A 24,326-nucleotide genomic window follows, 5' to 3' on the forward strand; every position below is an offset into this window, starting at 1 on the left:
CTCCGGATGTCATGCGCTCTCCCCCGAACCTCGTCGTCCGCTCCCGCCGTCGGTCTCCGCCCGGCCGGACTCACCCGCCGTCGCGGCGGCGGCGCCCGGACCGCGGCCGGCGGCGCCGCGGTTGCGGACCATCCAGTCCACCGCGAAGTCGACCACGGCGGGCTGGTCCATCAGCCGGCACACCGCGCCGCCGACCGGTCCGGTGACCACCCCGCCCTTGCTCTCGAAGTCGGCGCCCAGCCGGTCGAAGTCGCTCGCGTCCAGCACCACGTCCCGCCACCAGACCCAGCGGCTACCGCCGTCGGCGCGCCGGACCGCGGCGCCGGCCCGCTCCAGCGGCGGCTCCGGCACCCGGTACTCGGCCAGGTGCAGGGAGGTGTTCGAGTCGTGCCCGACACCGAGCAGCAGGACCTGCGCGTCGCGCGCGTAGAGGCGGGCCAGCGGGGACTCATCCCCGAGCATGCCGGTCAGCGGGTGGTCGGCCACGATCTCCTCGGCCGAGCGCCCCAGCGCCGCGAAGGAGACCTGCGGGTGGTCGCTGCGCAGCGCCCCCGGCCAGGTCCGGACCGTCTCCGCCACCGCGCCCATCCACCGGCTCGGCGTGACCGCCGGGTCGAAGCCCGGCATCTGCTCCCGGATCGTCTCCCACCAGTGCCGCGGTACGGGCGGGTTGGTCCAGGTCTCCGGGTCCGAGTTGCCCGGGGTGTGGGTCGGCACCACCAGCGTGCCGTCCGCCCCGAGCACGTCCCGCAGGGCCAGCACCACCGCCTGCGGCCCGCCGCAGACCCAGCCCATCGGACGCATCGCCGAGTGCACCAGCAGCGTCCCGCCGGCCCGTACGCCGAGCCGGCGCAGCTGCTCGGCGAGGGTCGCGCGGGTGTGCGGGCCGGCCTGGTCGACCTCGTTCACGGCCGCCCGATCCGCTCCAGCACGGCGGCGGCGAGCGCGTCGGGGGCCTCGTCCGGGATCCAGTGCGTCACGCCGGAGAGCACCACGAAGCGGTAGTCGCCGGTCACGTGCGCGGCGGACGCCTCGGCGGCGGTACGACCGACGGCCGCGTCGCCGTCGCTCCAGACGAAGGTGGTGGGCACCTCGACCGGTCCCACCGCCAGCCCCGCCGGGGTCAGCGCCCGGTACCAGTTCAGGGCGGCGGTGAGCGCGCCCGGGGCGAGCATCGGCTCGACGTACCGCTCGGCCCGGTCGGCCCCGACGCCCGCGAAAATCCGGCGCAGCCCGGCGGCGTCGTTTCCGAGCAGCACCTCCTCGGCCGTGCCGGGCTGCCGGAACATGCCGACGTACGCCGAGCGCTCACGCTGGTCGGGGTCGTTCGCCATGGCGTGCGCGAACGCCACCGGATGCGGCACGGAGACGGCGGTCAGGGTGCGGACCCGGTCGGGGTGCTCGGCGGCCAACCGCCAGGCCACTATCGCGCCCCAGTCGTGCCCGACGACGTGCGCCGCCTCGACGCCGAGCGCGTCGAGCACCGCGACGGCGTCGGCGACCAGCTCGGGGACCGCGTAGTCCGCCACCGCGGGCGGCCGGGCACCGGGCGAGTAGCCGCGCTGGTCGAGGCCGTAGCTGCGCAGCCCGGCGGCGTGCAGCGCCGGCAGGACCAGGTCCCACTCGCCGCTGTGCTGCGGGAATCCGTGCAGCAGCAGCACGGGTTCGCCGTCCGCGGCGCCACCGGCGTGTACGTCGAAGGTCAGTCCACGGGCATCGACGCGCGTCCGTGCCTCGTGTGCCGGACGCGCGCCGTCGTTGTTCGGAGGCATGGCACAGCAGCCTACCCAGCCGGCCCGGCCGTCACTCGTACTGCTGTTTCGGCGGATCGATCTGGCGCCAGGACTCGACCTCGACGTACGGGATCTCCTCGCCGTTGACAGGGTCCTTCGCGCTGCGGTCGGTGTAGCGGCCCACCACCTCGACCCAGCTGTCGGCCGCGAGCCCGGCCGGCGCCTCCCCGGTCATGCCGAGCTTGATCGGACGGCCGTCGGCGGCGCAGCAGGAGAGGATGATCCGGGCCAGGATCGGCTCCCCGTTCGGCTCGGTGGCGATGAAGCCGGTGAGCCGCACCCGCCGGTCGCCGAGCGAGGCGCCCTTGTCGAAGATCGCCCGGGACGCGTAGTCCAGCAGGCTGATCCGGACCGGATCGCCGGCCGGCAGCGGCGGATAGTCGGAGACCTGCTGGGCGGTCAGGGCGGTGCCGGCCTGCCCGGCCGCGTACGACCCGAGGGCCGGCGGGGAGACCAGCAGGAGACCGAGCACCGGCAGGATCAGCAGCCAGCCCACCCGCGGCTCGTGGTGCCCGCCGGGCCCGTGGTCGTGCGCGTGGCCGTGGCCGGCCGCCTCCGCGCCGCCCGGCGCGACACCGCCCGGGGCGGCATCCCCCGACGCGCCGCCCGGGGCGACGTCCCCCGGCGCGGCCCCGCCCGGCGCGGCATCCCCGGGCGCGGCGGCGCGGCGGGACGGCCAGAGGTCGTGCACGAGCGTCATCACCGCGGCGGCCACCAGCAGCGCGCCCGCGACGATCAGGAACGGGCGCAGGCCCTCCTTCACGTAGCGCAGGTACAGGTCGGTGACGCTCGCCTTCAGTACCGAGCCGCCGAGCAGCAACAACACGACGGCCTGCGCCTGCTTGTGCACTAGAGGACCACCGCTCCCACCCCGACGGCCGCCAGCACGGCGACCGCGAACGTCGCCGGCGCGAAGCGGAACGCGAACCGGCGGCCGAAGACCCCGGCCTGCATGGAGATCAGCTTGAGGTCGACCATCGGGCCGACCACGAGGAAGGCCAGCCGGGCGGTCAACGAGAACTGCGACAGCGAGGCGGCCACGAAGGCGTCCGCCTCGGAGCAGATCGACAGCAGCACGGCCAGCACCGCGAGCGCGATCACCGAGAGCACGGCGTTGCCGGCGAGCGTCTGCAACCACCGCTCCGGCACCAGGACGTTGATGCTGGCCGCCGCCATCGCGCCGAGCACCAGGAATCCGCCGGCGTGCATCACGTCGTGCCGTACCGCCGCCCAGAACGCCCGCCCCTTGGAGAGGTCGTCGAGGTCCGGGCGGTGCGGCAGCCGGATCCAGTCCGCCCGGCCGAGGCGCAGCCAGAGCCAGCCCATCACCATCGCCACCACCAGGCTGGCCGCCCCGCGGGCCACCACCATCTCGGGGTCGCGCGGGAAGGCGACCGCGGTGGCGGTGAGCACGATCGGGTTGATCGCCGGCGCGGCGAGCAGGAAGGCCAGCGCGGCGGCCGGGGTGACGCCCCGGCGGATGAGCGAACCGGCGATCGGGACCGAGCCGCACTCGCAGCCGGGCAGCACCACGCCGGCGCAGCTCGCCACCGGTACGGCCAGCGCGGGGTGGCGCGGCAGCGCCCGGGCCCAGAAGGACCGGGGCACGAAGACCGCGATCACGGCCGAGAGCGCCACCCCGAAGACCAGGAACGGCATCGCCTGCACCAGCACGGAGACGAAGACCGTCGTCCAGGTCTGCAACCGCGGGTCCGAGATCGCGTTGGCCACCGGTCCCCGGAAGATGACCAGCAGGATCAGCAGCCCGGCGAGGACCTCGACCGAGCGCCCGTCGCGCCGGCGCGGACCGGTGGCGGTGCGGTCCGGCGGGGCGGCGACACCCGCCGGCTCGTTCTCCGGCCGCTCGTTCTCGGGCGGTGCGACACCCGCCGGCGAGGTGGTGTCGGGGGCGGCCGTGACGGTGGCGCGCTCCGGGACGGTCACGGTCTCTCGTCCCCTCCCGGGCCCGGCGGCCCGTCCGGTTCGGTGCCCGGGCGACCCGGGCCCGGTAGCTCGGCGACCCGGCCCGCGCGACCCGGTCGGGTCCGCGCCGTGGGCCGCATCGACGAGCACTGTAACCCGGCGGCCGGTGTCGGCGGACACATCGGGTGTCCGCGCGGCTGCGTGGCGCCCCTGGACGGTGCTAGCGTCTGCGGAACAACTTCACATCCGACAGGGGAGCGCGCAGCGCTGAGAGTGCGGTACACCTCCGCAGACCCTCGAACCTGATCTGGGTAATGCCAGCGCAGGGAGTTCGGTCGAAACTCCAGCCGCGCCGCCGTACGGCCAACGACCGGCGGCGGCGTACGTCACAGCTCCTGGTTCGGTCCGTAGGACTGGGAGGCAGCACATGGCGACATCCACCAACCCCCGGTGGCGCACCATCGACATCATCATCGCGTCGGTCATCGCGGTCGCGTCCGGCGTGGTCTTCTGGGCCTGGAACTACGTCTGGAGCGCCACCGAGGGGGCGTTCGCGTTCTTTCCGCCGGCCCAGACCGTGCTCTACGGGCTCTGGCTGCTTCCGGCCGTGCTCGGCGGGCTGATCATCCGCAAGCCGGGCGCCGCGCTCTACACCGAGACGGTGGCCGCGGTGGTCTCGGCGCTGCTCGGCGCCCAGTGGGGCGCGCTGGTCATCCCGCAGGGCCTGGTGCAGGGGCTCGGGGCGGAGCTGGCCTTCGCGGCGCTGCGCTACCGCTCGTACCGGCTGCCCGTGTCGATCCTGGCCGGGGCGCTCACCGGGATCAGCGCGGCGCTCTTCGACTTCTTCGTCTGGAACAGCGAGTACGCCCTCGGCTCGTACCGGATCCCGTACGCCCTGATCACCGTCGCCAGCTCGGCCGTGATCGCCGGGGTCGGGGCCTGGGCGCTGACCCGGGCGCTGGCGGGGACGGGCGCGCTGGACCGCTTCCCCGCCGGGCGCGAACGCGCCGCGATCTGATCCCCGGAGCGCGGACGTGGGCACGGTAGAGCTGCGCGGCTTCGGCTGGCGGCACGCCGGGCGGCGGGCGTGGGCGGTACGCGGCATCGACCTGCGCATCGAGTCTGGCGAGCGGGTGCTGCTGCTCGGCCCCTCCGGCGCCGGCAAGAGCACGCTGCTCGCCGCCCTCGCGGGCCTGCTCGCCGAGGACTCCGGCGAGCAGGAGGGGACCGTCGAGATCGACGGCCTCGACCCGCGCGGGAAGGCCCGGGAGCGGGTCGGGATCGTCTTCCAGGACCCGGAGAGCCAGCTCGTGATGGCCCGCGCCGGCGACGACGTCGCGTTCGGCCTGGAGAACCGGGGTGTACCAGCCGAGGACATCTGGTCCCGGGTCGACGAGGCGCTGCGCCGGGTGGGCTTCCCGTACGGCCGGGACCGCCCGACGGCCGCGCTCTCCGGCGGGGAACAGCAGCGGCTCGCCCTCGCCGGGGCGCTCGCCCTGCGCCCCAGCCTGTTGCTGCTGGACGAGCCGACCGCGAACCTGGATCCGGCCGGCGCGGCGCTGGTCCGCACGGCGGTACGCGACGCCGTGACCGGCGACACCACGCTGGTCCTGGTCGAGCACCGGGTGGCCGAGGCGCTGCCCCTGGTGGACCGGGTGGTGCTCCTGGAGGCCGGCGGCGGGATCCGGGCCGACGGGCCACCGGCCGCCGTCTTCGCCGCGCACGGCGACGCCCTGGCCGCGGCCGGCGTCTGGGTTCCCGGCCACACCGTCCCGCCGCGGCGCGCCCGGACGGCGCCGGGCGAGCCGCTGGTCACCGCCGAACGGCTCGGCCTGGCACCGCGGCTGGCCCCGACCGACCTGCGGGTACGCGCCGGCGAGGCGCTCGCCGTGCGCGGGCCCAACGGGGCCGGCAAGTCCACGCTGGCGCTGCTGCTCGGCGGGCTGCTGCGCCCCGGCACCGGCCGGGTGGTGGCCGGCGCCGGGCTGCTCGGCCCGGACGCGCCGCGCGGTCCGGCGGACCTGGGCGCTCCGCACCGCTGGCGGGCGCCCGTGCTGGCGCGCCGGATCGGCTCGGTCTTCCAGGACCCGGAGCACCAGTTCGTCACGGCCACGGTCTTCGACGAGCTGGCCCTCGGCCCGCGCCGTACCGGCCGGCCGGAGCCGGTCGTCCGCTCCACGGTGGACGAGCTGCTGGGCCGGCTGCGGCTGGAGCGGCTCGCCGCGGCCAACCCGTACACGCTCTCCGGTGGGGAGGCGCGGCGGCTGAGCGTCGCGACCGCCCTGGCCACGGCGCCCCGCCTGCTGGTGCTGGACGAGCCGACGTTCGGCCAGGACCGGCGTACCTGGGTCGAGCTGGTGGAGCTGCTCGCCGGGCTGCGCGACGACGGGCACGGCGTCGTCGCCGTCACCCACGACCCGGACTTCGTCGCCGCCCTCGCCGACCGGAGCACCACCCTGGCCCCGGTGGGCGCGCCGTGACCGTGGGCGGCGCCGCCCCGCTCGGGCGGCGCAATCCGGTGGCGAAGCTCTGCGCGGCGCTGGTCTTCTCCGCCGCGATGGTCGCCACGCTGGACCCGGTCGCGCCCGCGGTGGCGATCGTGATCGAACTGGCGGTGCTCCCCCTGTTCGGGGTCCGGTACCGGACGCTGGCCCGGCGCGCCTGGCCGCTGCTGGCCAGCGCCCTCGGCGTCGTGCTCACGGTCGTGCTCTTCGCCGCCGACCGGGGCGGCGCCACGCTGCTGCACGCGGGTCCGCTGCACGTGACGACCGGGGTGCTGACCACCGCGCTCGGCCTGGCGTTGCGCATGCTCGCGGTCGCGCTGCCCGGGGTGCTGGTCTTCGCCACCACCGATCCGACCGATCTCGCCGACGCCCTGGTCCAGAACGTCAAGGCGTCGCCGCGCTTCGCGATCGGCGCGCTGGCCGCGTTCCGGCTGGTGCCGCTGCTGACCCAGGAGTGGCAGATGCTGAGCATGGCGCGCCGGGCCCGGGGCGTGGACGCGGGCCGCAACCCGGTGGCCCGGCTACGGCTGTTCGCCTCGACCGCGTTCGCGCTGCTGGTGGGGGCGATCCGGCGGGGCAGCCGGCTGGCCACCGCGATGGACGCGCGCGGCTTCGACGCCGGCCTGCCCCGTACGGTGGCCCGCCGGCAGCGCTTCGGCACCGCCGACGCGGCGCTCGTGGTCGGCGCCGCGGCCCTGGCCGGCGCGGCGCTGACGGTCAGCATCCTGCTGGGCACGTTCCGCCCGCTGCTCGGCTGAGCAGCCGGCGCGCCGGGCGGGGCGGGTCACTTCGGCTGGGCGGTGATGCTGGTCGCGGTGACGGTACCGGCCGAGTTGGGGCCCTCGACGGTGACCGGATCACCGGCCTTGAGGTCCTTGAGCGAGCCGTCCCTGGCGACTCGGACGGCGGTGTCGCCGCCGGTCCGCACCGTCAGCACCTCCCCGTCGGCGGTCTGCACGTAGACGGTGGTGCCGTCCACGAGCTTCACGGTGCCGGTGGTGGCCGCCGTACCGGTGCCGTCGCCGCCCTGGCCGGTGTCGGCGCCGTTGTCCGCGGTGCCGCCGGGCGCCCCGCTGGCCCGGCCCGCGCCGGCCGGGAAGCCACCCTGGGCGCCGCCCCGCGCGCCGGCGAACCCGCCGAAGCCGGCGCCGCCCCGCTGGCCGCCGGCCGCCGCCGGCCGGGTCGGCTCGCCGTACGACCTCTGCACCTGCACGCCGACGATGAAGCCGGCGAGCAGCAGCACCGCCGCGCCGAGGCAGACGGTCCAGCGGTTCCACCAGCGCCGGCCCGCCGCCGCGGCGAGTTCCCCGGCCAGTCCGTCGTCGTCGGCCGGCCGCCGTACTGCTTCCGTCATCAGTTTCCCCGGATCACTCGTAGCGAAGTGCGTCGATCGGTCGCAGCCCCGCGGCGCGGCTGGCCGGTACGCTGCCGAAGAAGAGCCCGATCGCCACCGAGACGCCCAGCGCCAGCACGATCGAGCTCGGTACGACGACCGGCCGGACGCCGACGATGGTGAAGTGGCTGCCGACCAGCGCCGCGGCCACGCCCAGCCCGCCGCCGACCAGGCTGAGCATGGTCGCCTCGGCGAGGAACTGGGTCAGGATCACCCCCCGGGGCGCGCCGAGCGCCTTGCGGATGCCGATCTCGCGGGTCCGCTCGGTGACCGTGACCAGCATGATGTTGGTGATCCCGATGCCGCCGACCAGCAGGCTGATCCCGGCGACCGCGCCGAGCAGCACCGTGAAGGTGTCCGCCGTCTGGGTCTGGGTCTCCAGCAGCTGCGCCGCGTTCTGGATCCGGTACGGCGTCGCGTTGGCCCCCCGCGCGCCACCGGAACCGGCACCGGAGCCGGCACCGGTCGAGGCGACCCGCAGCCGCTGGTCGAGGATGGTGGAGACCTCGGCCTGCGCGTCGGCGACCTTCGCCGGGCTGGTCGCCTCGACCACGACCGAGTTCACCGGGCCGTACCCGGTGAGGGTCTGCCGGACCGCGGTCAGCGGGGCGATCGCGACGTCGTTGGCGTCGGCGAAGCCGGAGGCGGAGCTCTTGTTCTGCAACACCCCGACCACGGTGAAGAGGGCGCCGTCGACGGTCACCTGGGCGCCCACCGGGTCGGTGCCGGGGAAGAGCTCGTCGGCGACCGTACGCCCGATCACCACCACCCGCCGGCCCTGGTCCAGGTCGTCCTGGCTGAACGCCGCACCGCCGCCGACCGGGCTGTTCGATGCGGCGAAGTACGTCGGGTAGGTCCCCACGAACTGCTGCACGGCGTGGTCGGAGCCCTGGTACGTGATCGTGGTGGACGAGGCGTTGACCACCGGCGAGACGCTCTTCACGTCCGGCGCCAGGACGGGGTCCTGCAGCGCCAGCGCGGTGTCGAGCGTGATGCCGGTACCGGCCGCCCGGCCGGTGCCCTGCACGGTCAGGGTGCTGGTGCCCAGGGCCGCGATCCGGTCGGTGATCTGCTTGGCCGAGCCGTTGCCGACCGCCACCAGCAGGATCACCGCGCCGACGCCGATGAGGACGCCGAGCATGGTCAGCCCCGAGCGGAGCTTGTTGGCGGTCACGCCGCGCACGGCGAACCGCAGGATCTCCAGGAAGCTCACGGGATCCGCTCCAGTGGGACGGTGGGCCGGTCGCCGAGCCGGTCACCAGGCCCGGAATCGCCAGGAGCGCCACCGGGCCCGCCGGGGCCCGCCGGGCCGTCCTGGCGTACGTCCGAGGCGATCTGCCCGTCGAAGAGCTTGATCAGCCGCTTCGCCCGGGCGCCCACCTCGGGCTCGTGCGTGATCAGCACGATGGTGCGCCCGGCCGCGTGCAGTTCGTCGAGGATCGCCAGGACGTCCTCGGTGGAGCGGCTGTCCAGGTTGCCGGTCGGCTCGTCGGCCAGCACCAGCGCGGGCTCGGTCACCAGGGCGCGGGCCACGGCGACCCGCTGCTGCTGGCCGCCGGAGAGCTGGTTCGGCTCGTGGCCGGCCCGGTCGGCCAGGCCGACCAGCTCCAGTGCGGCGAGCGCCCGGCGACGCCGCTCGGCCGGCCGCACCCCGGCGTACGCGAGCGGCAGCTCCACGTTGGCCACCGCGCTGGTACGCGGGATCAGGTTGAACGCCTGGAAGACGAAGCCGATCCGGCGGTTGCGTACGAGCGCCAACTGCCGGTCGTTGAGCCGGCTCACGTCCACCCCGTCGAGCAGGTACCGGCCGCCGCTCGGCACGTCGAGGCAGCCGAGGATGTTCATCAGGGTGGACTTGCCGGAGCCCGACGAGCCCATGATGGCGAGGTAGTCGCCGCGCTCGACGGCGACCGTGACGCCGCGCAGCGCGTGTACCGCCGCCTCGCCCTCGCCGTACACCTTGGTGAGGTCGCGGACGTCGAGGACCGGGCCGGGCCCGGTCGGCTCGCTCACCGCCCACCCCGCGCGCCGCCGCCGGCCGGGAAGCCGCCGCCGGCCGGGAAACCACCGCCGCCGGGGAAGCCGCCGGCACCGCCGAACCGGCCCCCGGTGCCGCCGCCGGTCGTGCCGGCGTCCAGCCTCAGCACGACCCGCTCGCCGGCCGTCAGCCCGGAGGTGATCTCCACCGCCTGGTCGCCGGTGAGCCCGACCTGCACCGGCCGGACCACCTGCCGGCCGTTCTCCACCACCGTCACGGTGTGCCGGTTGCCGACCGTGGTCAGCGCGGCCGGGTTCACGTAGAGCACGTTGTCGGCCTCGCCGACGGTCACCGAGACGTTGACGGTCTGCCCGGCCCGTACCCCGTCCGGCAGGCTGTCCAGGCTGACCGTCACGCCGTACGTGACCACGCTGTTCGCGCTGGTGGCGGTCGGGTCGACCGAGGCGAGCCGCCCGGTGGCCCGGGCGCCGGGCAGCGCGTTCCAGGTCACCGTGGCCGGTTGGCCGGTCTTCAGTCTGGTCGCGTCGGTCTCGGCCACCGCGGCGGAGACCTCCAGCTTGGACAGGTCGGCCAGCTGGACGAAGCCGCCCGAGCCGGAACCGGACGAGCCGGAACCGCCACCGGCCGCGCCCGTCGCGCCGCCGCCGGTCGAACCGGAGCCGCCGTTCGCCCCGGAACCGGTCGAGCCGGAGCCCCCGGTCGAGCCGGAGCCGGACGAGCCGCTCCCCGAGGAACCGCCGCCCCCGCCCGAGGAACCGCCGACGCTGCCATTCACCGCGACCACGGTGCCGGCCATCGGCGCCTTGAGGGTGGTCCCGTCGACCGCGTCCTGCGCCTGCCGCACCACCAGTTCGGCGCTGTCGACCTGCGCCTGCGCGTCGCCCGTGTCGGAACCGGCCGACCTGGCCCGCGCCAGCGCCGCCTCGGCCGCGTCGAGATCGTCCCGGGCCGCGGTGAGCTGCCGGTTCGCGGCCGTCGGGTCCACCTTGGCCAGTACCGCGCCCTTGGCGACCGGGTCGCCGACCTTGACCCGGATCTCGGTGACCGTACCGGCGGTGGCGAACGAGGCGCTCGCGGTGCTGGCGCTGCGTACCGACCCCGAGGCGGAGACGGTCGCGGTCACCCGGCCCTGCGCCACCGCGACGGTACGGGTCGCGGTGCCCGCCGCCGAACTCGACTCGGGCTTGACGAAGCTCGTGTAGGCCCACACCGCACCACCGGCCACCGCCACGCCGAGCGCGGCGTTGACGAGAATCCACGGGCGGCGTGCGCGGACCAGACGTCGCACAGGCATGCGGGCCAGCCTGGCCGGCGCGGCTCGAAGCGAACCCGGGGTTACCTCGGAGCCGGCTGGGAACGCGCGGCCCCGGAGATCGGGCCGGGCCGGGTCACACCGCCCCGGAGATCGGGCCGGTCACGCCGCCGGGCGGGTCACGCCACCGGCCCGGGGTCGGCCGGGATCTCACCGTTCGCCGCCGGGAGCAGCACCCGGAAGGTCGCGCCCCGCCCCGCCGCGGTGACCAGCTCGATCCTGCCCCCGTGCCCCTGCACGATCGCGGCGGCGATGGAGAGGCCGAGGCCCGCGCCGACCCCGGGGCCGCGGGTACGGCTCGGGTCGGCCCGGTACAGCCGCTCGAAGACGCGCTCGGCGTGCTCGCCCGGGATGCCCGGCCCGTTGTCGGCCACCTCCAGCACCGCCAGCTCCCCGGCCCCAGGGGCGGCGCGCCCGCCCGACTCCCCGGCACCCGGGTCGGTCGGCGCACCGCCGGCCGGCCGGGCCGGCGCACCGGACGCGTCGAGCCGGCCCACCCGTACCGTGATCTCGGTACCGGGCGGGGTGTGCTGCAACGCGTTGCCGACCAGGTTGGTCGCCACCTGCCGCAGCCGGTGCTCGTCGCCGAGGACGGTGACGGCCTCGAACCCGCCCTCGTCCGGCCCGAGCGCCGCCAGCCGGACCGGCCGGTCGGGCACCCGGGCGTGCGCGTCGCGGATCGTGTCGGCGGCGATGGCGAGCAGGTCCACGGGCTGGCGCCGCATCGGTCGTTGCAGGTCCAGCCGGGCGAGCAGCAGCAGGTCCTCGACGAGGACGCTCATCCGGTCGGCCTCGCCTTCGATGCGCCCCATCGCCTCGTCGAGCAGCGGGCCGGGCGGCGTGCCGCCGCGGCGGTACAGCTCGGCGAAGCCGCGGATCGACGTCAGCGGGGTGCGCAGTTCGTGCGACGCGTCCGCCAGGAACTGCCGCAGCCGCTGTTCGGAGGCGGTCCGCGCGGTCATCTCGGCACCGATGCGGTCGAGCATGGTGTTCAGCGCGATGCCGAGCCGGCCGGGTTCGGTGTGCGGATCGGTCCGCTCGACGCGGCGGGAGAGGTCGCCCGCGGTGATCTCGGCGGAGATCGCCTCCATCCGGGTGAGCGGACGCAGCCCGATCCGCACCACCAGCGCGGCCGTGAGGCCGAGCCCGAGCACGACCAGCAGCATCACCACGCCGTCGATCAGCAGCAGGCCGTCGGCCGTGGCGTCCACGTCACGCAGGGAGAGCGCCACCATCGCCAGCCCGCCGGCGGCGGTGGGCGCGACGAGCACGCGCCAGTTGCTCTGGCCGTCCTGCGCGCCGACCGTGTACGGCCTTCCCCGCTCGGCCCGGGTCGACAGCTCCGCGTAGTCGCCGAGCTTCGGCGGGGAGAGCCCCTCGGCCGAGAGCCAGCCGCCGAGCGCGGTACCGTCCGGCCGGAAGGTCGCCACGGCCTGCCCGGGACCGCCCGCCGGTGGCCGACCCGGCCGGGGCAGGCCGAGGTCGTGGCCGAGGTCCGGACCGAGCGCGACGTACGGCCGGATCATCCGGTTGAGCTGCTCGTCGACCCGGTCGGTGAGGTACGAGCGGAGCAGCACCAGCCCGGCCAGGTTCGCGATGACCAGCGCCACCGCGGCGAGCGCCACCACGACCACGACCAGCCGCGACCGCAGCGTCCACTGTCCCCAGGGTCTCGGCGGGAAGAACCGTCTCAGCGAGGAGAACCGTCCCAGCCAGGACGGCCGGGACGCCCGCGGATCGGTCACTCGTCGGCCATCCGGGGCAGGCGCAGGGCGTACCCGAAGCCGCGTACGGTCTGGATCAGCGGCGGGTCCCACCGGTCGATCTTCTTGCGCAGGTAGTAGACGTACGACTCGACGATGCGCCCGTCGCCGCCGAAGTCGTAGCTCCAGACCCGGTCCAGGATCTGCGCCTTGCTGACCACCCGGCCCGCGTTGACCAACAGGTACCGCAGCAGGTTGAACTCGGTCGGCGACAGGTCGATCAGCCGGCCGCCCCGGCGTACCTCGTGGGCGTCCTCGTCCAGCTCCAGGTCGGCGTAGCTGAGCACGGCGCTCACCGGCTCGACGCGGCTGCGCCGCAGGATCGCGCGGATCCGCAGCACGACCTCTTCGAGGCTGAACGGCTTGGTCACGTAGTCGTCGGCGCCGACGGTCAGCCCGGAGATGCGGTCCTCGACGGCGTCGCGGGCGGTCAGAAAGAGCACCGGCACGGCCTGGCCGCTCGCCGTGGCCCGCAGCCGCTGCGCCACCTGGAAGCCGTCCAGGTCGGGCATCATCACGTCGAGCACCACGAGGTCCGGTTCGAACTCGGCGGCGACCGCGAGCGCCTCCCGCCCGCCGCCCGCGACCCGCACGTCGAAGTCGATGAGCCGCAGGGTGGCGGAGAGCAGTGCGCAGATGTTCGGCTCGTCGTCCACCACCAGCACCCTGGTCGACCGCCGGCTCGACTCTCCCGCCCGCTGACGCACGCCCGCCCCCTCAGCTCGATTCCGCGCCACATCTCTATCGGAGCAGGCTGGGAGCCAGCTAGGAGTCCGGTCTGGTTTTGCTGAGCGGATCACCAGTTCGCGACGACCTGGTCACCCTCGGCGAGACCGGCGGTGATCTCGGTGTACCGGTCGCCGCGTACGCCGACCGTGACCTGCCGCCGCTCGCTGCCGGCGGCGGTCGGGACGAGGACGGTACCGGCCGCGCCCGTGGCGCCGTGCACCGCCGACGAGGGGACCCGCAGCGCGTCCGGCACCGACTGGACCGTGACGCGTACGTTCGCGCTCTGCCCGACCAGGGCGTCCGCGGGGACCTGGTCGAAGTCGAGCAGCACCCCGTACGTCACCATCTGACCGCTCGCCGTACCGACCGGGTCCACCTGGGTCACCCGGGCCGGGAACTCCTGGTCCGGCCGGTCGGGCAGCGTCACGGTCGCGGCGAGACCGGTCGCGAGCCGGCCGGCGTCCGCCTCGGGGAAGCGCGCCGAGACCGCCATCGCCGCCACGTCGCCGAGGGTGACGAAGGTACCGGCCGGGCTGACCCCGCTGCCGACCGCGCCGGCGACGGCGAGCACCCGGCCCGCCACCGGCGCCGTGATCGTCGTACCGGCCAGTGCCTGCTTCGCCTGGTCGAGGGCGAGTCCCGTGCTGTTCACCCGCTGCTGGGCGCGCAGGATCGGGTCGGTACCGCCGCCGGACTGGCCGGCCGCACCGGCGCAGCCCGGCCCCGAGCCGGTACCGCCGCCGCCCGCGTCGCGGCCGGGCCCGCCGCTGCCCCCGCCGGGCGTACCGGTGCGGCTCGGCGACGCCGACGCGCCCGGCGTACCGGGGCGACCCGGCGTGGGGGTGGTGGTGGCCGGCGCGGTCGTGCTCGGCGTCGGGCCGCCCGGCGGTGCGGTGCCCACGGTCCCGTTCGGCGTGCGCGCCACCGCCGCCACGGGCGCGACCCGGCCGCCGCCGGACCCGCGGCCGGATCCCGACGGGGCCGATCCGGCCCGCTCGGCCGCGTCGCGGTCCGCCCTGGCCTGGTCGTACGCCCGCTGCGCCGAGTCGACCCGGTCCCGCGCGTCGGCGTCGTCGAGCACGGCCAGCACCTGTCCGGCGCTCACCTGGTCGCCGGGGTGCACCCGCACCTCGGTCACCGTCCCGGAGGTACCGAAGCCGAGGCTGCGGGTCTGGCCCGGCCGCAGGGTGCCCGTGGTCGCCACGGCCAGCGCCACCTCGCCCCGGTCCACCCGCGCGGTCGCGGCCCGGCCCGGGGCGGCCGGCCGGTCTCCGGTGAGGGCGTACGCGCTCGCCGAGCCGAGCAGTACGACCAGCGCTCCGGCGCCCACCGCGATCCACCGTGCCCGCCGGCTCCCCACGATCCGGCGCAGCCAATCCAGGCCGATACCCATGGGGGGCGAGTGTCGTCGGCGCGGCTCGCGGTTGGCTGGGCCGTTGCTCGGAGTTTCCTCAGAGCGCCCCTCGCACCGCGTCGGCAAGGCCGGCGGCCCGGTGCGCGCGGGCGGCCCGGCAACGCCGGCGGTCCGGCGGGGCCGAGAGGTCGAAGGCGAGGGCGGTCCGGCGAGGGCGCGGCATTCCGAGCCGACTCCGAGCTTGGTCCGATGTGGTCCGGAGGTCTCCCCGGTTGCATGGCGGTCGCCCGGGCGTTCTTCCGCTTCCGGGTGGCACCCAGGGGTCCCCGGGCGGCAGCTTCCTCGGGTGCCCGCCCGGGCGCCTCGGGTGTCCGGCCCGGGGTCTCCCACCGGCGCCCGCCCGGGAGCTTCCCCCAGGTCCATCCGGACAGGGCGAGAGCAGGAGGAGATCGCGATGACGGTACGGAGCCGGCGGACGGGCCGATCCCTGGTGCTGGCGCTGGCCGCCGGGGCGGCCGTACTGGCGGTGGCCGCGGCCTGCGGAGGCTCGGACCCGGGCGGCGCCAGCGGCGACGCACGCGACGGCGGTACGGCCGGCAACGCGTTCGCCGCCTACACCGACTGCCTCCGGCAGCAGGGCATCGACGTACCCACCGCGCGGCCCTCGGGACGCCCGTCGGGCCGCCCGTCCGGCTGGCCCTCCGGCCGTCCGAGCGCCTGGCCGTCGGGCCGCCCGAGCGCTTGGCCCTCGGGCCGTCCCTCCGGCGCACCGTCGCTCGGCGCGTCCGGTCGCTTCCGCGGCGGCCAGCCCGGCGGCTTCGCCGGCTTCCGCCCGCCCGGCGTCGACGACACGACCTGGCAGAAGGCCCAGGAGGCGTGCCATGCCACGCTGCCCAGCGGCGGTCCTGGCCGGGGACCGGGCGGCGCCGGCCGTGGCCGGGGACCGGGCGGCAGCCCCGCCTACGCCAACTGCCTCGCCGACCACGGCGTTCCGGCCGGTACCACGCCGGACCCGAGCGACCCGAAGGCCAGCGCCGCGTTGCAGGCGTGCCAGGTGCTGAGCCCGGCGCCGGCCGCCAGTTGACCCCGCCGGCCGGCTGACCGCGACGCGCACGCCCTCCCCCCGGTCAGCGGGCCGTCCCGCCCGGCACCCATGCGGGCAGTCGCATGTTCGCATGGGTGCCGCAAGCGGGTCACCTGCCGTTATCCGTGATCAGAAACATTGGCGGCGACCAGACTCGGCAGAGATGGAGCCACCACATGGGCCACGGCCATCCGCATCACCACCACGACGACATCGTGACCGGCAGCGCGGCTGACGCGTCGCCGGCCGTCGACCTTTCCGTACCGGACCGCGAGCTCTCCCCCGCCGACCGGTCCCGGCGCGGCTTCCTGCGCAACGCCGGCCTGCTCGGCGCCGGCGCCGCGGCGACCGTCCTCGCCACCCCGGAGCTGGCCCACGCCCACGGGCCGAGCGAGGACCACGGCCACGCGCCGGGCGGCGACCGCGGGCGTACCGGCGGCTTCCAGTGGCTCGCCGGTGACCACCACATCCACACCCAACACAGCAGCGACGGCATGTACCGGGTGCTCGACCAGGCCCGACACGCGCACGCGGACGGCCTGGACTGGATGGTCGTCACCGACCACGGCAGCGCCACCCATGCCAAGATCGGCGTGGAGATCGTCAACCCGGACATCGTCGACGCCCGCGAGCAGCTCAAGGACCTGCTGGTCTTCCAGGGCCTGGAGTGGAACATCCCGGCCGCCGAGCACGGCACCGTCTTCGTCCACCCCGGACGCAACGAGGTCGCCGTCCTCAAGGAGTTCGAGAACGCGTACGACGGCTCGGTCCGCAACGCCGGCGACTCGACCCCCGCCAACGAGGCGCTCGCCATCGCCGGCATCAAGTTCCTCGGCGACGCGGTGCGCCGGCGCCGGGTGGACGCCGCGCTCTTCCTCGCCAACCACCCGGCCCGGCGGGGCGTCGACTCGCCGCACGAGATCCGGGCCTGGCGGGACGCCGACCCGACGGTGGCGATCGGCATGGAGGGCGCCCCCGGCCACCAGGCCGGCGGCATCCCGAAGCCGAACGGTCCGGGTGGCGCCCGGGGCATCTACGACAACAACCCGTCGGCGCAGTCGTTCCCCGGCTACCCGCTGGAGAGCTACCGCACCTGGGGCGGCTTCGACTGGATGACCGCCACGGTCGGCGGCCTCTGGGACAGCCTGCTCGCCGAGGGCCGGGCCTGGTGGATCACCGCGAACTCCGACTCGCACGTCAACTACCTCGACACCGCCCAGCGCGGGCCGAACGGCAACTTCGACGCCAACGGCCGCTACGACGACCCGGTGCACGGGCCGTTGCTGCTGGGCGCCAACGACTTCTGGCCGGGCCAGTACAGCCGTACGCACGTCGGCGCGACCTCGTTCGCCTACAAGGCGGTGATGGACGGGCTGCGCGCGGGTCGGGTCTGGGTCGACCACGGTGGCCTGATCGGCGGCCTGGACGTGCGGGCCCGGGTGGCGGGCGACCGCCGGCCGGACAGCGGCACGCCGCTCGGCGGCTCGCTGGTCGTGAAGCGGGGCACCAAGGTGGAGCTGACCATCGACATCGACCTCGCGCAGACCCCGAACTGGTCGCAGTTCGTGCCGGTACTGGCCCGGGTCGACGTGATCACCGGCCGGGTCACCGGTCCGGTCGCCAACGGTGACACGTTCACCGCGCCGACCGCCCGGGTGGCGAAGTCCTTCGAGGTCAAGCGCGGCTCCCGGCGGGTCTCCTTCACCTACTCCTTCGGCGCGGTCAACGAGCCGTTCTACGTGCGGCTGCGGGGCACCGACGGCAACCGCACCGCGCCGGGCCTGATGGGCGCCGCGGTCGACCCGGTCGGGCCGGCGATGGACGTGCCCGGCGACGCCGACCCCTGGACCGACCTGTGGTTCTACGCCAACCCCATCTTCGTGCTGCCCCGGTGAACTGCGTCGGGGTGAGCCTGGGCCACGCGGACAACCCGGCGGCCGAGCACTGGTTGCGCGAGGTCGTGCGGCCGCTCGGCCTGCCGGGGCTGGTCGCCTGCACGCACCTGGTGCGGGTGCCGTACCCGCACGTCGCGATCAGCCTGGCGGTACCGGCGGCGGAGCGCGGCGGGGCGGGTCGGCCGGGCGAACCCGCGCCGGCCGACGGTCCGGTCGAACCGGCGGGCGGCCCGGTCGGCGCTCCGGCCGGCGGCCACGCGGGTGCGGCGCTGGCCGGTCTGCCGGTCGCGCCCGACGGGCTGCGCGAGGCGGCGGAGCTGGCCGCGGCCGAGCACACCGCCCGCCGCTCGGGCCGGGCCGTGCTCTTCCCCGGGGTGGAACGGCTGGTCGGGACGATGACGGTGGCGGAGGTGCTGGCGGAGACCGCGATCGACCGGGTACGCGTACTCGGTGGTGAGCCGGCCGGCCCCGGGACGCTGCTGCAGACCCGGGACTTCGTCCGTCCGCAGTGGCTGGACGGGGTGCTGACGCTGGTCGCCACGCCCGCCGGGGCCGGCCGGATCGCGCCGTTCGAGGTGCCGAACCCCACCCCCTGCTGCGCCGACCACTGACCGGTCGGGAGGGGCCCCTGTCATCGTGGACGACAGGGGCCCCGGACGGCCGCCGGTCAGCTGCGCCGGAAGGCGTACTGGCGGGTCCGTCCCGCCGCGCCGGTCGCGGTGCGGCCCGACCGCGCGGTCCGGTCCGTACCGGCCGGGGCGCGCACCGGTCCCCGGCCGCGCTCGGGCGCCGGGGCGACGGCCGGGACGGTCGGTGCCGCCAGCTCCGGCCGGGCGGACGCGCCGCGGATCGCGCCGAGGTCGACGCGGAGATCCGCCTCGCGGGCGTCGCCGTCCCACCACCCCGCGCCGCCGGCCTGGGCGGTACGGCCCGCCTCGGCGGTGCGGCCGTCGGTACGGGCCTCGTTCTTCGAGCTTCGGTTGCCTGGCATCCGGTGCCTCCTTCTGCTGACGGGGATACGCGCCGTGCCGACGGCGACGAATCACGCTGGAGAGGGGTGCCCGGAACGTCTCGCGACCGGCTTCACCGCGCGAGGGCGGGACCGGAGGGCAGGATGCGACGCCCCGGGCGCTCGGACCCGTACCGCGCTGCTCGCGGCGGTCCGGCACACACTGGAGGGGGCGTCAGTTACGCATGTCCCGGACCATATCGGCTCCCGGGCGCGCACCGCATCCGAATTTCCCGGGGGCCGGGCCGGGCTCATGGGCGCCGATCCGGTCGGCCCGGGGGCGGCGGGGAACGGCGGGTGGCACGATCCAGGGATGCTGATCGCGTTTTCGGTGACCCCGCTCGGGGGCGGGGAGTCCGTCGGTGACCTGGTGGCCGAGGCGGTACGGGTGGTACGCGAGTCCGGACTGCCGAACCAGACCGACGCCATGTTCACGCTGGTCGAGGGCGAGTGGGACGAGGTGATGGCGGTGGTGAAGCGGGCGGTCGACGTGATCGCCGCCGAGGTGCCCCGGGTCAGTCTGGTGCTCAAGGCGGACATCCGCCCCGGTGTCACCGACGCGCTGACCGCCAAGGTGGCGCACATCGAGGCCCGGCTCGCCGAGGGCTGATCACCCTGGACGGCGGCGGCCGGGCGTCGATCCCCGCCGAGCGCCCTTCCGGCGGCGACTACCCGCCGACCGGCGGAGCCACCGGGTTGGGCAGGGCGCCGCCGAAGCGGCGGTCCCGCTGGGCGAACAGCTCGCAGGCGTACCAGAGGTGCCGGCGGTCGAAGTCGGGCCAGAGCGTGTCGAGGAAGATCAGTTCGGCGTACGCGCTCTGCCAGAGCATGAAGTTCGACGTGCGCTGCTCGCCGGAGGGGCGCAGGAAGAGGTCGACCTCGGGCACCTCGGGGTGGTAGAGGTAGCGGGCGATCATCCGCTCGTTGACCTTGCTCGGGTCGACCTTCCCGGCCGCGACGTCCCGGGCGATGGCGGCGGCGGCGTCGGCGATCTCCGCCTGCCCGCCGTAGTTGACGCAGAACTGGAGCGTCAGCGTGGAGTTGTGCCGCGACATCTGCTCCGCGGTCTGGAGTTCCGAGATCACGCTCTTCCAGAGCCGGCCGGCGCGCCCCGACCAGACCACCCGTACGCCGAGGTCGACCAGCTGGTCCCGGCGCCGGCGGATCACATCCCGGTTGAAGCCCATCAGGAAGCGCACCTCGTCCGGCGAGCGCCGCCAGTTCTCGGTGGAGAACGCGTACGCGGACAGGTAGGGGATGCCCAGCTCGATGGCGCCCTCGATGGTGTCGAAGAGCGAGAACTCGCCCTGCTCGTGCCCCTTGGTCCGGGCCAGCCCCCGTTCCTTCGCCCAGCGGCCGTTGCCGTCCATCACGATGGCGACGTGCCGGGGCAGCGCCTCGGCCGGCAGCTTGGGAGGCCGGGCCCCGGAGGGATGCGGCGTCGGCGGTACCGGCGGCCGGAGGCCCTGCCGGTCGGTGGATCGGATCACGCTCTCGTCCCCTTTTGCTCTTGCCTGTCACCGCTGCCCCGTGCCGTCGCCGGACCGCCCCGGTCGACCAGCGGCAGCGAGCGTAACCCGCGCTCCAGATGCCACTGCAGGTGCGCGGCGACCAGCCCGCTGCACTCCCGGCGGATGCCCGTCTCGGTGGCGTCCGCGTGCCCCCAGTCGCCCGAGGTCAGCGCGGACATCAGCGCGATGGTGGCCGGCGCCGGGTGGGCCGCGCCGGGCGGGCGGCAGTCCGGGCAGACGGAGCCCCCGGCCGGTACGGAGAACGCCCGGTGCTGGCCCGGGGTGCCGCAGACGGCGCAGGCGATCAGGGCCGGCGCCCACCCGGCCAGCGCCATCCCGCGCAGCAGGTACGCGTCGAGCACCAGCGTGGTGGCGTGGCTGCCCTCGGCGAGGGCGCGCAACGCGCCGAGGGTGAGCAGGAAGAGCCGCAGCGACGGTTCCCGCTCCACCGGGGTGAACCGCTCGGCGGTCTCGGCGATCGCGCTCGCGGTGGTGTAGCGGGGATAGTCGTCGAGGAACCGCTTGCCGAACAGGTCTATCCCCTCGACCTGGCTGACCGTGTGCAGCGAGCTGCCGAGGTTGCCCTGCGGGTCCCCGGCGAGTTGCAGGTCGACGTGGCCGAACGGTTCCAGCCGGGCCCCGAAGCGCGACGTGGTGCGGCGTACCCCCCGGGCGACCGCCCGCAGGCGGCCGTACCGGCGGGTCAGCAGCGTGATGATCCGGTCGGACTCGCCGAGCTTCTGTACGCGCAGGACCACCGCGTCGTCGCGGTAGAGCTGGCGGCGGTACCCGGGCACGGTCCCATTCTCCCCCGCCGCCGGATCGGGCTCGCCGGGACCCTGAGCGCCTTCTCAGGGTTCGTTCAGGGATGGGCCGGCGGGCTTCCCCTGATGTGGGGACGGGCCGGCGCCCCATAGCGTGTCGGCATGCTTGCGAAGCAGATCCTCGTCACCGCGGGCGCGCTCGGCCTGCTCACCCTCACCGGCTGCGGCGCCGCGTTCTCGGAGCGGCGGTTGGACTACAGCGACACCGAGCCAGTCAAGATCACGGAGATCTCGGTGGCGCCGGGCGCGGGCGACGTGCTGGTACGCACCGACGCCGTCTCCTCCGTCGAGATCAAGCGGGTGGTGCGCTACCGCGGTGCCGAGCCCCGCCAGACCGGGTACCGGATCGAGGGCACGAAGCTCTCGATCGACACGGACTGCGGGCCGCGGTGCAGCCTGTCGTACGAGATCGTGGCGCCGAGCGGCGTCGCCGTGCGCGGCGAGAACGGCTCGGGCGACGTACGGATCAGCGGCGCCGGCGAGGTGGACATCAGGGTCGGCTCCGGGGACGTCGAGGTGCGCGAGACCTCGGGCAGCGTCCGGGCCGAGACCGGCTCCGGCGACATCACGCTCAGCGACGATCGGGGGGCCGTGACGGCCCGCGCCGACTCGGGCAACGTGAGCGGTCAGGGCCTCGGTGGCGGCGCGGTCAAGGCCGAGACCGGCTCCGGCGACATCGCGCTGACGCTCAGCTCGGCGGCCTCGGTGTCGGCCCGGGCCGGCTCCGGCGACGTCGCCGTGGCCGTGCCGGCCGGCAGCTACCGGGTGCAGGGCGCCAGCGAGTCGGGGTCCCGGGCGATCGAGATCGCCAACGACCCGAATGGGTCGCTGCTGCTGGACGTCCGCACCGGCAGCGGCGACGTGAGCGTCCGCCCGGCCTGACGGCCCCGGCGGGCCCGCCCCGGCGCCGAGTCCGGCCCGGCCCGGACTCGGCGCGGCCGTCGCGGGGGACCCGGGGACCGCCGGCCCGGGCCGTCAGCGGCGGGAAGCGTCCCGCTCCGCGGCGACCGTGGTGGTGGCGGTACGCGGGGCCGGGAGGCTGCGTTCCAGCGGCGCCGTACCGGGTTCCGTTCCCGCGGGCGGGGACCCCCGGGAGCCGTCGCCGGTCGGCGACCCGGCCGCGACCAACGGCGCTCGCCGCGGCGACGGCACCCGCGCGCCGGTCGTTCTCGCCGGGCCCGCCCCCAGCGGCAGCAGCTCCGGGCGGCGGCGGGCGGCGAGGTCCTCCACCCAGCCGGTCAGCAGCACCGCCACGGCGACCAGCGCGACAACGCCCGCGAGGTGCAGGACGAACCCGCCCGAGCGCGCCGGATCGAGCCCCGCGCGGTCGAGCAGCGGAATGAGCGCGATCACGAACGGCATGTGCCAGAGATAGATGGTCAGCGCCCGCCGGTTGAGCAGGGTGACCGCGCCGTCGAGCCACGCCTGGTGTCGCAGCCACGCGGCGCCGGCCGGGGCCAGGGCGAGCAGCACCAGCGTGAACGCCGTCGACCAGGTGGCGTTGGCGAGCCGGATGTCGTTGAGGTCGTACCCGCGCGCGCCCTGATGGGTGAGGGCCCACCAGGCGCCGAAGGTCGCCAGCGCCGCGACGACCGGGACGAGCACCCGGCGCGACAGCCGCCGCAGCAGCCCGTCGTGGTGGGCGAACCCGATCAGCCAGGCCCCGAAGTAGAGGCCGAAGTCCCGCAGCACGAGCGGCGCGCCCGGGAACCGGAGTTCGACCACGACCAGCAGCACGTACGGTGCCAGCAGGGTGAGCAGCGGCGCGCGGCGGAAGAGCCAGAGGGCGAGCGGCGAGACGAGGACGAACCACAGGTAGTCACGCAGGTACCAGATCGCGCTCAGCGCGAGCGCGCCCCACGAGTTGGTCGGCGGGTCGTGCAGCGGCGCCAGCCAGAGCAGCAGCCGCCAGGTCACCGGCAGCCCTCCGGTGAGCAGCATCGCCGGTACGAAGATCGCCGCGAGCAGCCAGAGGGAGGGCAGGAGCCGGCGCAGTCGCCGTACCACCGCGCTCGGGCCGGTCCGGTCCAGCGAGGCCGCCATGAGCGACCCGGCCAGCGCGAACATCACCGACATGGCGGGAAACGCCAGGGTCAGGATGGGCCAACCACCGGTGTGGTACACGACAACACGTACGATCGCCAAACAACGAAGCAGGTCTATGTACCGATTACGCATCAGCCTGCCAGAAAATCTGGGCAATAAGGGGCGAGTTCCTTTCTACCCCCCTACCCCGCCGAGCCAAACTATCCACCAGATGACCCATAGGTGAACAATCACACAAAAGCCGCACGGTCCGGCGAGGAGCCTCCCGCTCAGGGGCGGGGCGAGATGCGGGTCCAGGAGCGGCCGGCGTCGCGGCGAGGCGGGCGGGCCCCGCTACGTGAACGGGACGCCGAGGGGGACCGCGCAGAAGCTGGCGCCGAGCAGGTCGGCGGTCTCCGCCTCGCCCTCGATCTGCCCGACCCGGTCGGCGTACGGCTCCGCGTCGTCGCGCGGGTCGTACCCGATCTCCCGCGCCTCGCGCAGCGACCACCAGCGCCGGGTGTTGTCGCTGATCCCCCAGAGCACGCGGAATCCGGTCACGTCGGCGGCGAGGCAGGCGGAGATCAGCCGCGCGCAGTCGTCCGGGGAAAGCCAGCTGTCCAGCCCGCGCTGGCCGGGCGGCTCGGGGAAGCAGGCGCCGAACCGGAGCGCGAAGACGGTCATCCCGAACCGGTCGGCGTAGAGGCTGCCGAGCGACTCGACCGCCGCCTTGCTCCAGCCGTAGTAGGTGTCCGGGCGCGGGGGCACGGCCGACGGTACGCCGTCGGGCCCCTCGGGTGCCGGCACGCCGGGCGGCCCGGGGTCCGTACCGGGTCGCCGGTAGAAGCCGGCGGCGTGGATCGACGAGGCGAGCAGCACCCTGGGTACGCCCGCCGACCGGGCCGCCTCCAGCAGGTTGCGGCTGCCCTCGACGTTGACCCGCAGCAGCTTCTCCCAACTCTCCTCGTTGGGCAGTGCGGCCAGGTGGACGACCGCGCTGGCGCCGGCGCAGGCCGCGGTCAGGGCCGGCACGTCGGCCAGGTCGGCGTGGACCAGCTCGACGGCCTCGTCCGGCCCGGGCGGGGACTGCTCGGCCGTGTCGAGCAGGCGCAGCGTGCGCCCGGGGCGGGCCAGCCGCGGCCGGAGCCGGCTGCCGATCCGGCCGGCGGCACCCGTGACGAGGACCAGTTCGGACAATGGGGCCTCCC

General features: G+C 75.3%; 24 protein-coding genes and 1 riboswitch. Of the genes, 8 read left to right on the forward strand and 16 right to left on the reverse strand.

The window, feature by feature from the left end; translation table 11 throughout:
- Positions 1-9: 9 nt before the first annotated feature.
- From AB0J86_RS22735 to AB0J86_RS22750, 4 genes are read right to left on the reverse strand one after another with little or no spacing between them, the layout of a single operon-like run.
- Positions 10-909 (reverse strand): AAC(3) family N-acetyltransferase, encoded by a 900-nt coding sequence (locus AB0J86_RS22735; protein ID WP_363859589.1) that lies wholly within the window; start codon positions 907-909, stop codon positions 10-12.
- Positions 906-1,772, reverse strand: coding sequence for an alpha/beta hydrolase (locus AB0J86_RS22740; protein WP_363859590.1), 867 nt, complete (start codon positions 1,770-1,772; stop codon positions 906-908). The genes AB0J86_RS22735 and AB0J86_RS22740 overlap by 4 nt, the downstream gene beginning before the upstream one ends.
- A 31-nt stretch (positions 1,773-1,803) precedes the next feature.
- The gene (locus tag AB0J86_RS22745; RefSeq protein WP_363859591.1) at positions 1,804-2,643 is read right to left on the reverse strand and encodes a TIGR03943 family protein; all 840 of its coding nucleotides are present in this window, start codon (positions 2,641-2,643) and stop codon (positions 1,804-1,806) included.
- Complete coding sequence (locus AB0J86_RS22750; RefSeq protein ID WP_363859592.1) at positions 2,643-3,737, reverse strand: permease; 1,095 nt, start codon at positions 3,735-3,737, stop codon at positions 2,643-2,645. Before AB0J86_RS22750 ends, AB0J86_RS22745 begins: the two co-directional genes overlap by 1 nt.
- A gap of 220 nt (positions 3,738-3,957) precedes the next feature.
- A riboswitch (TPP riboswitch) is annotated at positions 3,958-4,063 on the forward strand.
- Positions 4,064-4,143: 80 nt separating this feature from the next.
- Between AB0J86_RS22750 and AB0J86_RS22755 the strand changes: the two genes are divergently transcribed.
- From AB0J86_RS22755 to AB0J86_RS22765, 3 genes are read left to right on the forward strand one after another with little or no spacing between them, the layout of a single operon-like run.
- Positions 4,144-4,734, forward strand: coding sequence for an ECF transporter S component (locus AB0J86_RS22755; RefSeq protein WP_363859593.1), 591 nt, complete (start codon positions 4,144-4,146; stop codon positions 4,732-4,734).
- A 16-nt stretch (positions 4,735-4,750) separates the two neighbouring features.
- Complete coding sequence (locus AB0J86_RS22760) at positions 4,751-6,196, forward strand: ABC transporter ATP-binding protein (RefSeq protein WP_363859594.1); 1,446 nt, start codon at positions 4,751-4,753, stop codon at positions 6,194-6,196.
- Positions 6,193-6,978, forward strand: a complete 786-nt coding sequence (locus AB0J86_RS22765; protein WP_363859595.1) for an energy-coupling factor transporter transmembrane component T — start codon at positions 6,193-6,195, stop codon at positions 6,976-6,978. The genes AB0J86_RS22760 and AB0J86_RS22765 overlap by 4 nt, the downstream gene beginning before the upstream one ends.
- A 26-nt stretch (positions 6,979-7,004) precedes the next feature.
- On the opposite strand, the gene AB0J86_RS22770 is transcribed toward AB0J86_RS22765, so the two are convergent.
- The 7 genes from AB0J86_RS22770 to AB0J86_RS22800 all read right to left on the reverse strand — a co-directional run bounded on the left by AB0J86_RS22770 (position 7,005) and on the right by AB0J86_RS22800 (position 14,809).
- Positions 7,005-7,574, reverse strand: coding sequence for a hypothetical protein (locus tag AB0J86_RS22770; protein WP_363859596.1), 570 nt, complete (start codon positions 7,572-7,574; stop codon positions 7,005-7,007).
- Between the two features lie 13 nt (positions 7,575-7,587).
- A complete protein-coding gene (locus AB0J86_RS22775) occupies positions 7,588-8,826 on the reverse strand; it encodes an ABC transporter permease (RefSeq protein WP_363859597.1) in 1,239 nt (412 codons plus the stop codon).
- Positions 8,823-9,626, reverse strand: coding sequence for an ABC transporter ATP-binding protein (locus tag AB0J86_RS22780; protein ID WP_363859598.1), 804 nt, complete (start codon positions 9,624-9,626; stop codon positions 8,823-8,825). Before AB0J86_RS22780 ends, AB0J86_RS22775 begins: the two co-directional genes overlap by 4 nt.
- The gene (locus AB0J86_RS22785; protein ID WP_363859599.1) at positions 9,623-10,906 is read right to left on the reverse strand and encodes an efflux RND transporter periplasmic adaptor subunit; all 1,284 of its coding nucleotides are present in this window, start codon (positions 10,904-10,906) and stop codon (positions 9,623-9,625) included. Before AB0J86_RS22785 ends, AB0J86_RS22780 begins: the two co-directional genes overlap by 4 nt.
- 137 nt (positions 10,907-11,043) lie before the next feature.
- Positions 11,044-12,618 carry a HAMP domain-containing sensor histidine kinase gene (locus AB0J86_RS22790; protein WP_363859679.1) on the reverse strand — a complete coding sequence of 525 codons (1,575 nt, stop codon included), beginning with the start codon at positions 12,616-12,618 and terminating at the stop codon, positions 11,044-11,046.
- A 47-nt stretch (positions 12,619-12,665) separates the two neighbouring features.
- A complete protein-coding gene (locus tag AB0J86_RS22795; RefSeq protein WP_363859600.1) occupies positions 12,666-13,394 on the reverse strand; it encodes a response regulator transcription factor in 729 nt (242 codons plus the stop codon).
- An 89-nt stretch (positions 13,395-13,483) separates the two neighbouring features.
- Positions 13,484-14,809, reverse strand: a complete 1,326-nt coding sequence (locus AB0J86_RS22800; protein WP_363859601.1) for an efflux RND transporter periplasmic adaptor subunit — start codon at positions 14,807-14,809, stop codon at positions 13,484-13,486.
- Between the two features lie 415 nt (positions 14,810-15,224).
- Here AB0J86_RS22800 and AB0J86_RS22805 point away from each other — a divergent pair, with 415 nt between their 5' ends.
- From AB0J86_RS22805 to AB0J86_RS22815, 3 genes are all read left to right on the forward strand, one after another.
- Entirely contained in the window at positions 15,225-15,854 is a 630-nt protein-coding gene (locus AB0J86_RS22805) for a hypothetical protein (protein ID WP_363859602.1), read from the forward strand.
- Between the two features lie 176 nt (positions 15,855-16,030).
- Positions 16,031-17,749, forward strand: a complete 1,719-nt coding sequence (locus AB0J86_RS22810; protein ID WP_363859603.1) for a twin-arginine translocation signal domain-containing protein — start codon at positions 16,031-16,033, stop codon at positions 17,747-17,749.
- An 11-nt stretch (positions 17,750-17,760) separates the two neighbouring features.
- Complete coding sequence (locus AB0J86_RS22815) at positions 17,761-18,360, forward strand: hypothetical protein (protein WP_363859604.1); 600 nt, start codon at positions 17,761-17,763, stop codon at positions 18,358-18,360.
- Between the two features lie 56 nt (positions 18,361-18,416).
- Here the strand turns inward: AB0J86_RS22815 and AB0J86_RS22820 are convergent, their stop codons facing one another.
- On the reverse strand, positions 18,417-18,740 hold the full coding sequence (locus AB0J86_RS22820) for a hypothetical protein (protein ID WP_363859605.1): 324 nt from the start codon (positions 18,738-18,740) through the stop codon (positions 18,417-18,419).
- A 331-nt stretch (positions 18,741-19,071) separates the two neighbouring features.
- Here AB0J86_RS22820 and AB0J86_RS22825 point away from each other — a divergent pair, with 331 nt between their 5' ends.
- Positions 19,072-19,368 (forward strand): MTH1187 family thiamine-binding protein, encoded by a 297-nt coding sequence (locus AB0J86_RS22825; RefSeq protein ID WP_363859606.1) that lies wholly within the window; start codon positions 19,072-19,074, stop codon positions 19,366-19,368.
- Between the two features lie 58 nt (positions 19,369-19,426).
- On the opposite strand, the gene AB0J86_RS22830 is transcribed toward AB0J86_RS22825, so the two are convergent.
- Both AB0J86_RS22830 and recO read right to left on the reverse strand, forming a co-directional pair.
- Positions 19,427-20,248, reverse strand: a complete 822-nt coding sequence (locus AB0J86_RS22830; RefSeq protein ID WP_363859607.1) for an isoprenyl transferase — start codon at positions 20,246-20,248, stop codon at positions 19,427-19,429.
- Complete coding sequence (gene recO, locus AB0J86_RS22835) at positions 20,245-21,066, reverse strand: DNA repair protein RecO (protein WP_363859608.1); 822 nt, start codon at positions 21,064-21,066, stop codon at positions 20,245-20,247. Before recO ends, AB0J86_RS22830 begins: the two co-directional genes overlap by 4 nt.
- 129 nt (positions 21,067-21,195) lie before the next feature.
- Between recO and AB0J86_RS22840 the strand changes: the two genes are divergently transcribed.
- Positions 21,196-21,975: a DUF4097 family beta strand repeat-containing protein gene (locus tag AB0J86_RS22840; protein WP_363859609.1), complete on the forward strand. Its 780-nt coding sequence runs from the start codon at positions 21,196-21,198 to the stop codon at positions 21,973-21,975.
- Positions 21,976-22,068: 93 nt separating this feature from the next.
- Here the strand turns inward: AB0J86_RS22840 and AB0J86_RS22845 are convergent, their stop codons facing one another.
- Complete coding sequence (locus AB0J86_RS22845) at positions 22,069-23,271, reverse strand: acyltransferase (RefSeq protein ID WP_363859610.1); 1,203 nt, start codon at positions 23,269-23,271, stop codon at positions 22,069-22,071.
- A 201-nt stretch (positions 23,272-23,472) separates the two neighbouring features.
- The gene (locus AB0J86_RS22850; RefSeq protein WP_363859611.1) at positions 23,473-24,315 is read right to left on the reverse strand and encodes an NAD(P)-dependent oxidoreductase; all 843 of its coding nucleotides are present in this window, start codon (positions 24,313-24,315) and stop codon (positions 23,473-23,475) included.
- Between the last annotated feature and the right edge of the window lie 11 nt (positions 24,316-24,326).

This window comes from Micromonospora sp. NPDC049559, from assembly GCF_040676675.1.
Taxonomy (GTDB): Bacteria; Actinomycetota; Actinomycetes; order Mycobacteriales; family Micromonosporaceae; genus JBFAPK01.